The organism is Agrobacterium vacciniicorymbosi, assembly GCF_040427045.1.
GTDB lineage: Bacteria > Pseudomonadota > Alphaproteobacteria > Rhizobiales > Rhizobiaceae > Agrobacterium.
Genome location: NZ_JBETMF010000005.1, coordinates 264,457 through 278,414 on the forward strand (window position 1 = coordinate 264,457; position 13,958 = coordinate 278,414).

12 protein-coding genes are annotated in these 13,958 nt (G+C 58.0%); 9 read left to right on the top strand and 3 right to left on the bottom strand.

The window, feature by feature from the left end; all coding sequences use genetic code 11:
• Positions 1 to 170 precede the first annotated feature (170 nt).
• The 7 genes from ABUK73_RS10505 to ABUK73_RS10535 all read left to right on the top strand — a co-directional run bounded on the left by ABUK73_RS10505 (position 171) and on the right by ABUK73_RS10535 (position 7,705).
• Positions 171 to 872 (top strand): FadR/GntR family transcriptional regulator, encoded by a 702-nt coding sequence (locus tag ABUK73_RS10505; RefSeq protein ID WP_353577228.1) that lies wholly within the window; start codon positions 171 to 173, stop codon positions 870 to 872.
• A gap of 75 nt (positions 873 to 947) precedes the next feature.
• Positions 948 to 1,922: a sialic acid TRAP transporter substrate-binding protein SiaP gene (locus tag ABUK73_RS10510; protein WP_353577229.1), complete on the top strand. Its 975-nt coding sequence runs from the start codon at positions 948 to 950 to the stop codon at positions 1,920 to 1,922.
• Positions 1,923 to 1,982: 60 nt separating this feature from the next.
• Positions 1,983 to 2,558 carry a TRAP transporter small permease gene (locus tag ABUK73_RS10515; RefSeq protein WP_353577230.1) on the top strand — a complete coding sequence of 192 codons (576 nt, stop codon included), beginning with the start codon at positions 1,983 to 1,985 and terminating at the stop codon, positions 2,556 to 2,558.
• Position 2,559: 1 nt separating this feature from the next.
• Entirely contained in the window at positions 2,560 to 3,966 is a 1,407-nt protein-coding gene (locus tag ABUK73_RS10520; protein WP_353577231.1) for a TRAP transporter large permease, read from the top strand.
• A 63-nt stretch (positions 3,967 to 4,029) separates the two neighbouring features.
• On the top strand, positions 4,030 to 5,079 hold the full coding sequence (locus ABUK73_RS10525) for an L-idonate 5-dehydrogenase (RefSeq protein ID WP_353577232.1): 1,050 nt from the start codon (positions 4,030 to 4,032) through the stop codon (positions 5,077 to 5,079).
• Positions 5,080 to 5,097: 18 nt separating this feature from the next.
• The gene (gene uxuA / locus ABUK73_RS10530; protein WP_353577233.1) at positions 5,098 to 6,294 is read left to right on the top strand and encodes a mannonate dehydratase; all 1,197 of its coding nucleotides are present in this window, start codon (positions 5,098 to 5,100) and stop codon (positions 6,292 to 6,294) included.
• Positions 6,295 to 6,298: 4 nt separating this feature from the next.
• Positions 6,299 to 7,705, top strand: a complete 1,407-nt coding sequence (locus tag ABUK73_RS10535; protein ID WP_353577234.1) for a mannitol dehydrogenase family protein — start codon at positions 6,299 to 6,301, stop codon at positions 7,703 to 7,705.
• A gap of 124 nt (positions 7,706 to 7,829) precedes the next feature.
• Here the strand turns inward: ABUK73_RS10535 and ABUK73_RS10540 are convergent, their stop codons facing one another.
• Positions 7,830 to 9,716, bottom strand: a complete 1,887-nt coding sequence (locus tag ABUK73_RS10540; RefSeq protein WP_353577235.1) for an MFS transporter — start codon at positions 9,714 to 9,716, stop codon at positions 7,830 to 7,832.
• Between the two features lie 501 nt (positions 9,717 to 10,217).
• On the opposite strand from ABUK73_RS10540, the gene ABUK73_RS10545 reads away from it, so the two are divergent.
• Both ABUK73_RS10545 and ABUK73_RS10550 read left to right on the top strand, forming a co-directional pair.
• Entirely contained in the window at positions 10,218 to 11,252 is a 1,035-nt protein-coding gene (locus ABUK73_RS10545) for an aspartate-semialdehyde dehydrogenase (protein ID WP_353577236.1), read from the top strand.
• A gap of 193 nt (positions 11,253 to 11,445) precedes the next feature.
• On the top strand, positions 11,446 to 12,261 hold the full coding sequence (locus tag ABUK73_RS10550) for a lytic murein transglycosylase (protein ID WP_113086760.1): 816 nt from the start codon (positions 11,446 to 11,448) through the stop codon (positions 12,259 to 12,261).
• A gap of 81 nt (positions 12,262 to 12,342) precedes the next feature.
• On the opposite strand, the gene ABUK73_RS10555 is transcribed toward ABUK73_RS10550, so the two are convergent.
• Together ABUK73_RS10555 and pdxY are read right to left on the bottom strand one after the other, a co-directional pair.
• Complete coding sequence (locus ABUK73_RS10555; RefSeq protein WP_113086761.1) at positions 12,343 to 12,984, bottom strand: carbonic anhydrase; 642 nt, start codon at positions 12,982 to 12,984, stop codon at positions 12,343 to 12,345.
• Between the two features lie 75 nt (positions 12,985 to 13,059).
• Complete coding sequence (gene pdxY / locus ABUK73_RS10560; RefSeq protein ID WP_113086839.1) at positions 13,060 to 13,935, bottom strand: pyridoxal kinase PdxY; 876 nt, start codon at positions 13,933 to 13,935, stop codon at positions 13,060 to 13,062.
• Between the last annotated feature and the right edge of the window lie 23 nt (positions 13,936 to 13,958).

Sequence of the window (13,958 nt, forward strand, 5' to 3'; positions counted from 1 at the left end):
GGCACACATATCGCCTGAAAGACCGTGCACCGAATGGCACACGGCGTGGTACCTGCACGCCCGCAAATATTAACAATCGATAAATCAGCAATTGACTTTGATGAAATCTCGTCTTTACTGGGTTGCAATTGGTAAGACCATTTTACCAGATGGGATCGTGGGAGGATTTCATGTTCGTGGCTTTGGAGCCGCGCCGCCTGCACAGGCAGGTCGCGGACCAGATTCGTGCACTCATTGAAGCGGGAGAGCTGGCGCCGGGTGCAAAACTCCCGGCTGAGCGTGATCTCGCCGAACGGTTTGCCGTGTCTCGCCCTACCATCCGTGAAGCGCTGATCGTTCTGGAGGTGGAAGGCCATATTCAGATCCGAGTTGGATCGGGTGTCTATGTCAGCCAGCGCCCCAGCCAGACATCCACTGTTTTGCCTGTCGATGAAAACGACAGCCCGTTCGAAATCCTGCAAGCCCGCAGCATCATCGAAAGCGCGATTGCCGAGGAAGCTGCCCGCGTGGCAACGCCTGAAAGCATTGAGCGTCTGGATGACTGCCTTCGACAGATGGAGAAGGCGATTGGCGATCCGGTCGATATGCTGGTTCAGGACCGTGCCTTCCACACCGCGATTACCGACATCATCGGCAATGCCACGCTGCACCGCCTGACCGGCCAAATCTTCGACCGGCGCATGACGCCCTATTTCGAGCGACTGGCCAGCCATTTCGAAGGCCCGCACACATGGCGGCTGGCGCTGGAAGAACACCGCATCATCCGTGATGCCATTGCGGCCCATGATGGCGCTGGTGCGCGTGATGCGATGCGCCGTCATCTGACGCTGTCGCAGAAGAGATTTTCTGAAAGCTTCGGAGAGGAGCCGTAAGAAAAAGATGGTGCCGTCGGGAGAGAGGGCGGTGCCGGAAAACAGACATATGACATCAATCCGGGAGGGAAAACGATGACATCGAGATTATACGCATTGCTGGGTGCAACGGCCATAGCACTGGCATCCGCCTGCGCCGCGCAGGCACAGACGGCGCTGAAATGGGCGCATGTCTATGAAACCACCGAACCGTTCCACACCGAATCCGTCTGGGCCGCAAAGGAAATCGAAAAGCGCACGGATGGACGCTACAAGATCGATGTTTTCCCGGCTTCGCAGCTTGGCAAGGAAGTCGATATCAATCAGGGTCTGAAGCTCGGCACGGTCGATATGATCATTTCCGGCTCCAGCTTCGCCGCCCGTGATTACAAGCCTATCGGCGTGACCTATTTTCCTTACATCTTCCGCAATCCTGAGCACCTGATCGCCTATACCAAAAGCGATATCTTCAAGCGGCTCGCTAAGGGATATCAGGACAAGACCGGCAACGTGATTGCCGCTGTCAGCTATTACGGCACGCGCCACACCACCGCCAACAAGCCGATTGCCACCTGCGGTGATCTGGAAGGCGTGAAGATGCGCGTTCCCGATGTTCCGGCCTATCTCGCCATGCCACGCGCCTGCGGTGCCAACACCACGCCGATTGCTTTTGCCGAGGTCTATCTGGCGCTCCAGAACGGCACGGTCGATGCGCAGGAAAACCCGCTGACCACCATCGAGGCGAAAAAGTTCTTCGAAGTGCAGAAGAACATCGTTCTCACCGGCCATATTGTCGATCACCTCAACACGGTGATTTCCAAGAGCCGCTGGGCGAGCCTCTCGGATGAAGACAAGAAAATCTTCGTTGACGTCATGCAGGAAGCAGCGACCAAGACGACCAAGATCATCGAAGAGCGTGAGAAAAAGCTGGTCGATGATTTCAAGGCCCGAGGCCTGTCGGTGACGGAGGTCGACGAGGCCGATTTTGAGAAGAACGTGCTCGAGAAGGTGAAGTTCGAGGACTTCGGTTACGAAAAGGCCGATTGGGAAGCCATTCGCGCCATCAAGTAAAGCCGCGTCCGGCGCGGTTTACGGGCCGCGCCGCCCTTCCTTCTCAGCAGGGACAATTCAATGTCGCAGGAAACTCATACTCAGGTGTCACCTGAGGAACTCGCCCATACATTCGATGAAGCACCGCCCGATGCCGATCTTTCCGTCTATGCCTTTGAAGACTGGGTCACGCTTGGCCTGTTCTGGGGCATGACGGGCTGCGTGTTTTTGCAATTCTTCACCCGCTATGTGCTGAACGACAGCTACGCCTGGACGGAAGAAATAGCCGTCAACTGCCTGATCGGCGTCGTTTTCCTGGGCTCGGTCATGTGCGTACGCATGTCGCGCCATATTCAGGTGGATGTGCTTTACCATTATCTGCCTACACATCTGACACGGGTCATGTCGCTGGCCGTCGATGTGCTGCGCATCGGCTTCTTTGCCTACGGATCATGGCTGATGTGGCGCTATCTGGAAATCGTTGCCGATGAGGAAATGGTGACGGTGGCGCTGCCGCGCGGCATCGTTTTTTACACGGTGTTTGCCGCTTTCGTTTTGATGTTCCTGCGGTCCATTCAGGTCTTCGTCGCCAATCTGCGGCGCGGTTATTCCGTCTTGGAACGGCCTGAGGAATTCCAGAATCTGGAGGAGCTGTGAAATGCTGGTTCTGATCGGTTCATTCCTGCTTCTGATGCTCATCGGCCTGCCCGTTGCCATCTCCATGGCGGTGTCTTCGCTGCTTTACATCGTCTCCTACAATGTCGCCCCTGATATCATCGCTGCACAGCGCCTGATCGCCGGTGTGGAAAGCTTCCCGTTGCTGGCGGTGCCCTTCTTCATTCTGGCCGGCAATCTCATGAATGTGGCGGGCGTCACGGGCCGTATCTATTCCTTCGCGGTTGCTCTCGTTGGCTGGATGAAGGGCGGTCTGGCGCAGGTCAACATCATCGGCTCGGTGATCTTTTCCGGCATGTCAGGCACCGCACTGGCCGATGCCGCCGGCATCGGCACCATCGAAATCAAGGCCATGAAGGACCATGGCTATCCGGTGGAGGCTGCCGTTGGCGTCACCGCCGCCTCGGCCACGCTGGGCCCGATCTTTCCACCATCCCTGCCATTCGTAATCTATGGCATGATGGCGAATGTCTCCATCGGCGCGCTGTTCATGGCGGGCATCGTTCCTGGCGTCGTCATGACGCTGTTGATGATGATTACCGTTGCCGCCTTCGCCTATATCAAGAACTGGGGCTCGGATACGCCTTTCAGCCTGCGCACCATCTTCGGCGCATCGCTGGAAGTCATCGTCGTCATGCTGGTGCCGATCAGCATTTATCTGCTGACGATGTTCGGCATGTCGCTCAACCTTGCCATCGTCATCGTGCTTGCGGTGCTGATTGCCTGTGACTGGTATTTCGACTTCTCCGCCGTCATGGCGTTGATGACACCGGTCATTCTGATCGGCGGTATGACCATGGGCTGGTTCACACCAACGGAAGCCGCTGTCGCAGCCGTTCTGTGGTCCCTGTTCCTCGGCCTTGTGCGTTATCGCACCATGACGTTCAAGACGCTGGCGAAAGCCACCTTCGACACCATTGAGACGACCGCTTCGGTTCTCTTCATCGTGGCGGCGGCTTCGGTCTTTGCCTGGCTTCTGACGGTCAGTCAGGCGGCGCAGGTGCTGTCCAGCGCCATTCTGACACTGACGGACAGCAAGTGGATATTCCTCGTGCTGGTCAATCTGCTGATGCTGTTTGTCGGCTGCTTCCTGGATACGATTGCGGCGATCACCATTCTGGTGCCGATCCTTCTGCCGCTAGTGCTGCAGTTCGATATCGATCCCGTGCATTTCGGCCTCATCATGACGCTGAACCTAATGATCGGCCTTCTGCATCCGCCGTTGGGCATGGTGCTGTTCGTCCTGTCGCGGGTGGCACGATTGTCGGTGGAACGCACGACGATGGCCATTCTGCCATGGTTGGTGCCACTTTTCGTGGCGCTCATCCTCATCACCTTCATTCCCGCCATCACATTGTGGTTGCCAACGGAAATGGGGCTGATCCGCTAAAAAGCGACGCCCGCGCGATCCGTCGCGCGGGTTTCTTCGTCCACACACAGGAAAGCAAAGTGCATGTTGACCCGCGTCGCGCGTCTTTACGGCAAACAGGATATCAAGGTCGAAACACAGGATGTGAGGCAAGCGGGTGCCGGAGAGGTGCTGCTGCGCATGGCATCAGGCGGCATTTGCGGATCGGATCTGCACTATTATCAGGATGGCGGTTTCGGCCCCATTCAGGTGCGTGAGCCGATCATTTCAGGACATGAAGCGTCAGGCTATATCGAATCGCTGGGTGAGGGCGTCAGCGGCCTTGCCATCGGTGCCCTGGTCGCCGTCAACCCGTCGCAACCCTGCGGCACCTGCCATTATTGCAAGGTCGGGCAGCCGATCCATTGCCTCGACATGCGCTTCATGGGCAGCGCCATGCGCCTGCCGCATGAACAAGGCATGTTCCGCGACTGGCTGGTGGTGCCCGCCAAACAATGCTTCGCTTTTGACGGCAACTCCACGCCCGCAGAAGCAGCCTGTGCCGAGCCGCTGGCCGTCTGCCTGCATGCCGTGGCCCAAGCGGGTGATCTGACCGGACGTCGTGTGCTGGTTACCGGTGCCGGTCCCATCGGACTGTTGACGGTGGCTGCTGCCCGATATGCCGGTGCCGAGGAGATTGTCGTGACCGATCTTGCCGATGCGGCGCTTTCCCGCGCGCCTGCCATGGGGGCCAGCCGCACAGTCAATGTTCTGACCGACCCGCAAGGGCTTGCGCCCTATCAGGAAGGAAAAGGCGTCTTCGACGTCGTGTTCGACTGTTCAGCCGCAGGACCTGCGCTGCGCTCCGCATTTGCCGCCGTCAAGCCACGCGGCACCATCGTTCAGGTGGGGGTGACGGGAGATATGACGATCCCGCTCAATGCGCTGGTTGGCAAGGAAATCGTCTGGCGCGGCTCGCAGCGTTTCGATCAGGAATTTGCGCAGGCCGTCAAACTCATCGCGTCGCGCACCATCGATGTGCGCCCGATCATTTCCCACGAATTTCCGCTTGAAAAGGCCGTCGAGGCTTTCGAACAGGCCGGTGACCGTTCCGTTGCCTGCAAGGTGCAGATCACCTTTGGCGGCTCCAACTGATATCTGAAGGACAAGACAATGAAGCATACATGGCGCTGGTTTGGGCCGGTCGATAAGGTCACGGTGCGGGATGCGGCGCAAGCTGGCGCTGAGGGCATCGTCAGTGCGCTACACCACATCGCAACCGGTGCCGTTTGGCCCGTAGAGGAGATTGCCAAGCGACATGATGAGATCAGGGCCGGTGGTCTTTATTGGGACGTGGTGGAAAGCGTGCCGGTCTCGGAAGATATCAAGACCCAGACGGGCGACTGGAAGGCCCATATCGCCAATTGGCAAGAAAGCCTGCGGCGGCTGTCAGCAAGCGGCATTCGCACGGTCTGCTACAATTTCATGCCGGTTCTGGACTGGACACGCACCGACCTGCGCTCGGAAGCACGCCACGGTGCCAAGGCCATGCGCTTCGATCTCACCGATTTCGCCGCCTTTGACATTCATATTCTGAAACGGCCTGACGCGAAGGCCGATTATTCGGACTGGCTGGTGGAGGAGGCTGCGAAGCGTTTCTCTGATATGCCGGACACCAAGATCATCGCTCTGGGCCTCAATATCGGTGCAGGCCTTCCCGGTTCGGCAGATGGTTATACGCTGGATCAGCTGCTGGAAAAGCTCAGAACCTATCAAGGTGTCGATCGCGATAGGCTTAAATCCAATCTGGTGGATTTTCTCTCAGAGGTCGTGCCTGTCGCCGAGGAGGTGGGGATCAATATCTGCGCGCATGGTGATGATCCGCCCTGGCCGCTCCTGGGCCTGCCGCGCATTCTCTCCACGGAGGCGGATTATGCGCATATGTTGGGTCAGGTCGATAGCCGGGTAAATGGCGTGACGCTGTGCACCGGTTCGCTTGGCGCGCATAAGGACAATGACCTGCCTGCCATCGCCAAGCGCTTTGCCGATCGCATTCATTTCGTACATCTGCGCAATGTCACGCGCGATACGGACACCGTTCCATGCTCCTTTTTCGAGGACGAACATCTCGAGGGAGCAACCGATATGGTGGCCGTCATTGCGGTGCTGCTGGAGGAGGAAAAGAGAAGGCGTGCCGAGGGTCGCGAGGACCACCGCATTGCCATGCGCCCGGACCATGGGCAGGAAATTCTCGATGATCTCTCACGCGGCGCACAGCCCGGTTATCCAGCCATCGGACGGCTAAAGGGCCTGGCGGAACTGCGTGGTATCGAGCGCGCGCTTCTTCATCCCCAATTTGGTCGAGTGTAACGCCATGAACAGACTTTCCAACTCCGCCGCCCTGCCTGCGGCTGTCTCGGTTCCAGCCTTTGATCGCAAGGCGCTGAAACCGGGCATCGTCCATATCGGGCTTGGCGCGTTTCATCGGTGCCATCAGGCCGTCTACACACAAAAAGCGCTGGAAACGAGTTTTGGCCCCTGGGGCATCGTTGCCGTCAATCTGCGCTCGGCTGAGCCGGTCAAGGCGTTGGCTGAGCAGGACGGGCTCTATTCCATCATGGTGCGCAGTGCTGAAGGTGACAGCGCCGAGGTCATCGGCGCGACGGTTGACTGGCTGTGCGCAGCGGACCAGCGGGAGGATGTGCTCGACTATCTCTCCAGCCCGGATATTCGCATCGTGACGTTGACGGTGAGCGAAAAGGCCTATGGGCTCGATCCTGTGACGGGCGGCCTTGATCTCAAGCATCCTGCCATCGCCGCGGATCTTGCAAACCCGCAGGCACCTGTCGGTGCCATCGGTTTTCTGGTGGAGGGGCTGGTCAGACGCCGGGAGCGGGGCATTTCCCCTTTTACGGTTCTGTGCTGCGATAATCTTCCATCTAATGGCCATGTGGTGCGCCGTCTGGTGCTGGACATGGCGCGGCGGCGAGACGCCGGGCTGGCGCGCTGGATAGAAGAAGAGGGCAGGTTCCCATGCAGCATGGTGGATCGCATCGTGCCCGCCGCGACGGATGAAACGCGCGCGCGCGCAGCGCAGGTGTTGGGCGTGGAAGACAGTTTAGCGCTCGACACCGAACCCTTCATGCAATGGGTGATCGAGGATGATTTCGTGTCCGGCAGACCTCGATGGGAAGCGGCGGGCGCGGTGTTTGCACAGGCGGTTGCCCCTTACGAAGACATGAAGCTGCGATTGCTCAATGGTTCTCACACATTGATCGCACATCTGGGCATTCTGCATGATCTGGAGTTCGTTCGAGACGTCATGGCCGTGCCGGAGTTCGTTCAAATCGTCGAGCGGCACATGCAGGCCGCTGCGGCAACGCTGGAGCCGGTTCCCGGCATCGATCTGCCATTCTACAGAAACCAGCTTCTCGAACGTTTCGCCAACCCAACCATTGCCCATCGCAACGAACAGATTGCCATGGATACAAGCCAGAAACTGCCGCAACGCATTCTGGCAGCAGCAGTGGAAACCTTGGAGGCTGGCGGTAACGCTGCCGAATTCGCTTATGTCGTCGCGCTCTGGATTGCGTCCATCCACAAGCGCGGTGATTTGAACGACCCACGCCGCGATGAGATTCTGGCGGCGGCGAAGCGGGTGGATGGCAATGACCCTTCAGCCGCGTTTTTCGCTGTCGAGGGATTGTTCTTGCCGGAGCTGGTTCAGAACCGTGACTGGCGGGATTTTGTCAATGGCGAGTTGCAAAAGCTTTCAGCCTGATTCAGAAACAAAAACCCGGCGAGATCATCACCGGGTTTTTCATTATTAGGCTTTCCCTGTCGTCATCCTCGGGACAAGCGCGAGGATGACGTCGAGGGCGAAGGCGTGCCTTCATTTCAGCAGACTATTCCATCTTGTGGATGTCACGGTCCTTGGTTTCTGGCAGGAACAGCAGGCCGAAGACCAGTGTGATGCCTGCGAAGACGATCGGGTACCAGAGGCCGTAGTAGATATCGCCCTTGGCGGCACTCATGGCGAATGCGGTTGCGGGCAGAAGGCCACCGAACCAGCCGTTACCGATGTGGTAAGGCAGGGACATGCCGGAGTAGCGGATGCGGGTCGGGAAGAGTTCGACCAGCAATGCTGCAATCGGGCCGTAGACCATCGTCACATAGATGACGAGTACGGTGAGAACAGCGATGATGACGATCCAGTTGACCGCCGCAGGATCGGCAACCATGGCAAAGGCGCCACCGCCAGCCACGGTGTAGACGGCCATGTCTGCCGCGCCATTCAGTTCCGCAGGTGTCATCAGCTTGTCTGCCACGAGCTTGTCGGCTGGCACCGTCTTTGCCGGTGTTGCGCGAACCGCATCGGCATTGAGGCCGAGTTCAGGGTTTGCAGCAATAAAGGCGTCGAGCTTGGCAGCCGGCACCTGTGCGGCACCACGCACCAGCGGATAACCGCTGTCATGAAGTGCGATGTTGATCTGCTTCTGGAACGCCCGGTCATTGGCGGCGGCATTGGCACCCGCTGCGACGGCGTCGTAGCCAGTGATCGTCTTGTCACCGATTTTGACCGTTGCGGGCTGGCCGGCAGGACCATTCACCACATCGTATGGCACCGAGTTTCTGGTGAGGAACGAGGTGGCAATATCGCAGGACGTGGTGAATTTCGCCGTGCCAGTCGGGTTGAATTGGAAGCGGCAATCGCCAGGCGCAGCGGTTACGGTCGCACGAACAGAGGCCTGAGCCTGTGCGAGTGCAGGGTTACCTGCCCATGTCAGTGCCTTGAACAGCGGGAAGTAGGTCAGCATGGCCAGAACGAGACCTGCCATGATGATCGGCTTGCGGCCGATCTTATCGGAGAGCCAGCCGAACAGAACGAAGAAGCCGGTGCCGAGAAGCAGGGCGCAGGCAACCATGATGTTGGCGGACTGCCCGTCGACCTTCAGAATGCTTTGCAGGAAGAACAGCGCATAGAACTGACCCGTGTACCAGACGACAGCCTGACCGATGACGGCGCCGACGAGGGCGATGATGGCGATCTTGGCGTTCTTCCACTGGCCGAAGGCTTCGCTGAGCGGTGCTTTCGATGTCTTGCCCTCTTCCTTCATCTTCTTGAAGGCAGGGGATTCGTTCATCTTCAGACGAATCCAGACCGACACGCCGAGCAGGATGACGGACAGCAGGAACGGAATGCGCCAGCCCCAATCGGCAAAGGCCTCACGACCGACGGCAAACTGGACGCCCAGAATGACGACGAGAGACAGGAAGAGACCGAGCGTTGCGGTGGTCTGAATCCACGAGGTGTAATAACCGCGGCGGCCATTGGGCGCGTGTTCAGCCACATAGGTTGCCGCACCGCCATATTCACCGCCCAGCGCCAGGCCCTGAAGCATGCGCAGGATGATGAGGATGATGGGGGCTGCGATGCCGATCTGCGCTGCACCTGGCAGAATGCCGACCACGAAGGTCGAAAAACCCATGATCAGAATGGTGATGAGGAAGGTGTATTTACGTCCGACGATATCGCCAAGACGCCCGAACACCAGCGCGCCGAAAGGACGGACGAGAAAGCCTGCGGCAAAGGCCAGAAGTGCGAAGATGTTGCGCGTCGTTTCCGGATACTGGCTGAAGAAGTTCGCACCGATATAGATGGCCAGCGAGCCGTAAAGATAAAAGTCGTACCACTCGAACACTGTTCCCAGAGAAGAGGCGAAAATCACCTTCTTCTCTTCCCCCGTCATGGGACGGGCCTTCTCCGCTGTCGCCGTTGCTACATTCGCCATTGTCTGTCCTCCACAGATGTCAAAACGACACATCGCAGCAGCCCGACTCTCCTCCAGGCTGCCCTTTCGGCGCGATGCACCTGACCACAGATTGACAGAAAATTAACAAAAGGAAGAGCGATGCTTTCGGCTTATGACTTTAGTCTAATGTTGAGCATCATAAATCTTGCGATCCCGCGCGGCTTTGCCTGCGTCCGAACGGAATTGCCATCTGTTTGCGCTTGACAGAAAAGACAAACACCATAATAGCTTTGCCACGAAAAGGAGCACGATCTTGATCAGACATGTCCACGACATGGTTGTCATGCACAATCCGGCAGAGCCTGCCGGTGATCTGTCGCGCTTTTCTGGTTTCATCCGAATTACGGCCAAAACGACGATTAAAACCGTCTAACGTCTCTGGCCCGCCGCTCTCTCCCCGGTTTGGTCGGGGAAGAAGGAAGCCGCAGTCATGCGGGTTCCCCTCACCAAAAAGAGGAGAGGCAGAAAGAGAGCTTTATCATGGGTTTCAAAGTTGCAATCGCAGGCGCTACCGGCAATGTCGGTCGTGAAATGCTCAATATTCTCGCCGAGCGCGGGTTTCCAGCAGACGAAGTCGTTCCTCTGGCCTCTGCCCGCAGCCAGGGCACGGAAGTTTCTTACGGCGACCGCACGCTGAAGGTTTCCAATCTGGAGAATTACGATTTCTCCGATACGGATATTTGCCTGATGTCGGCTGGTGGCGATGTTTCCAAGAAGTGGTCGCCAAAGATCGGCGCGCAGGGCTGCGTCGTTATCGATAACTCGTCCGCATGGCGCTACGATCAGGACGTTCCTTTGATCGTGCCGGAAGTCAACGCCGATGCCATCGAAGGCTTCACCAAGCGAAACATCATTGCCAACCCCAATTGCTCCACGGCGCAACTCGTCGTTGCCCTGAAGCCGCTGCATGATTTCGCCAAGATCAAGCGCGTCGTCGTCTCCACCTACCAGTCCGTTTCCGGTGCCGGCAAGGAAGGCATGGACGAACTGTTCCAGCAGACCCGTGCGGTTTTCGTGGCAGACCCGATCGAAGCCAAGAAGTTCACCAAGCGCATCGCCTTCAACGTTATTCCGCACATCGATGTGTTCATGGAAGATGGTTACACGAAGGAAGAGTGGAAGGTTTTGGCCGAAACCAAGAAGATGCTCGACCCGAAGATCAAGGTGACATGCACCGCCGTGCGCGTTCCTGTGTTCATCGGTCACTCGGAATCGGTCAACATCGAATTCGAAAACGAAATCACCGCCGATCAGGCACGTGACATCCTGCGCGAAGCACCGGGTTGCCTCGTCATCGACAAGCATGAAAACGGCGGCTACATCACCCCCGTCGAGTGCGCTGGCGAAGATGCGACCTATATTTCGCGTATCCGCGAGGACGCAACCGTTGAAAACGGTCTCAACATCTGGGTCGTCTCCGACAACCTTCGCAAGGGCGCTGCCCTCAACGCCATCCAGATTGCCGAGCTTCTCGTCAATCGTGGCCTGATCAAGCCGCGCAAGGCCGCAGCCTGATACGGTTTTTTAATAAACATTAACTATAACCCGTCCATTACACTGCTAGAATGGGCGGGTTTTCTGATGTTTTGTTATCACGGGCAGTTTATTTGCCGGTTATGACATAGCTAGGCAATTTGAAACTCGGCGAATTCTCTGTGGTGTTGCGACAGGGCTGGGTATAATCCCAAAATATTGAAGGCAGATTCTGATGCGGGCAATGAAAGCTTTTTCCGTTGGCGTGGTAATGGTTGCGGCACTGGCGGCGACGCCGGTTCTGGCGGCGCAATGCGGCAATACATCGGCAGGCTTCAATGCCTGGGTCGGCGCGTTCAAGCAGGAAGCGGCTGGCCGTGGTGTCAGCGCCTCCGTTCTGGACCGTGCCTTCTCGAATGTATCCTATAATCAGGCAACGATCCGTGCGGACCGTGGCCAGCACAGCTTCAAACTCTCCTTCGACCAGTTCATGCAGAAGCGTGGCGGCCAGGCTATCATTTCTCGTGGCAAGGCCATGAAGAAAAACAATGCAGCGCTGTTTGCCAATATCGAGCGCGCTTACGGCGTGCCAGCTGGCCCGCTTCTGGCCATCTGGGGCATGGAAACCGGCTTCGGCGGCTTCATGGGCAACCAGCACACGCTGTCTGCCGTCGCTACGCTGTCCTATGACTGCCGTCGCTCGGACTACTTCACCGAACAGCTCTACGCAGCCCTGAAACTGGTGGGAAGCGGAAATCTGAGCATCACTGCAAAGGGCGCTGCCCATGGCGAAATCGGCCAGACGCAGTTCCTGCCGCTCAACGTCGTGCGCTACGGCGTCGATTTCGACCGTGACGGTCGCATCGATCTGGTCGGCTCGCGTGCCGATGCTCTGGCATCCACCGCCAACTTCCTCGTCGGTCACGGCTGGCAGCGCGGTGCGGGATATCAGCAGGGCCAGACGAACTTCTCTGCCATTCAGGGCTGGAACGCGGCAAGCGTTTACCAGCAGTCGATTGCTTACATCGGCAAGGCTATCGACGGTCAATAGGCCTAGAGGTCTCTTCCGTCACCCCGCATCAGGTGCGTGGTGACGGCGTCGTGAGCATAACGATAGCTTCACTGTTCTTGATCAGGCATTCGGGCGGCGAAAGTCGCCCGTTTTGCCGTCCATCACCCACAATTCGCCGGTGGAAATATCGAACCAGGCGCCGTGCAGCTTGACCTTGCCTGCCACTTCCTGCGCCTTGACGAAGGGGAAGGCGCGCAGGTTGCTGATGGAATTGCGGATGGACACACGTTCCAGCGCAGTCTGGCGCTCGGAGGCGGTCATCACGTCGTTGCTCTGGATTTGCTCGGCGGCTGACTTGACCATGTTCATCCATTTGCCGATGAAATCGCCAGGCGACAGGGATTCGAAGTTGGGGTCGAGCGCGGCCTGAATACCACCGCAACGACCGTGGCCCATGACCACGATGTCTTTGACCTTCAAAACCTGCACGGCATATTCGATGGCCGCGGATGTCGCGTGGAACTGGCCGTCGGGCTCGAAGGGCGGCACCATATTGGCGACGTTTCTCATGACGAAGAGTTCTCCCGGGCCGCAATCGAAAATGGTTTCCGGTGCGGAACGGGAGTCACAACAGGCGATAATGAGGGTCTGCGGCTTTTGGCCGGTATCTGCCAGTGCGCGATATCTCTCGCGCTCATCGGTGTAACGCCCGGTCATGAAGTTGGTGTAGCCGGTGAGAAGGTATTCTGGAAAATCGCTCATGATATCGCAGTACCGTTGTCTTGTGGCCGGGCTCGTCAATGAACCGGCCTATGTTGAAACCCGTTTTTCGCTCCGCTATTTGCGCTTGCTTCGCGAAGGATGCAAGAGATGACGCATCTGAACCATGGCCATGGGTGTGGAAAGACTGGACGCATCCGTCTCCAAAGTCAGCTCATTGACGCCACGTTTCATGGTGCGCGCCAGCACTTCGAAGACGCTGGCGGTTGCCAGTTGTAGCGCTTTTTCATCGTCCATGCCTTGCAGCAACCGCGCCAGAAACAGCGCGGCGAGAAGATCGCCAAGACCATTCGGCACATTCTCAATGGCGCGATGCTCGGCCAGCAGCGCGTGACGGCCGCTGAGGAAAAGATTGCCAATACCGCCCGCCATCATCGGCACGGCTGATGTTACCAGCATCTTCGCCGGTCCAAGCGCCAAAGCCGCATCCATGATCTCGTTGTTGGTCTCAAGCTCCGCACCGCTCATCCATGCCAGCTCATAGCGGTTGGGCGTGCAGACGGTTGCCAGCGGCACCAACTCGTCACGAATGGCCTGTGCCGTTTCAATCGGCACATAAAGCCCGCCCTTGTCTCCCATCACGGGGTCGCAGACATAGATGAGGTCGGGGTTGCGCTCTTTCATGCTTCGAATGAGCCGGGCGACGGAGTGCACCTGATCGGCGCTGCCGAAATAGCCGGTCAGGATGGCGCGGACTTCGCCCGCCCATTTGGAGCCGGCCAAATCCTGCATGGCCTTGTCGAATTCGCCGTTGTCGAAGCGCAACCTCGTCGAAGGTCCGTGGCCGGGGTGCCAGGGCATGACGATGGTCGGAACGGCCCAGACCGGGAAACCGAGGGTCTCCAACCCGAAAACGACGGCCCTGTTGCCGACGGAGCCACGCATGACGTGGCTGGAAATAACAATGACGGAGCCGTTGGTGTTTTCCTGCATGGCGTACTCATTCAGTTTGGCAA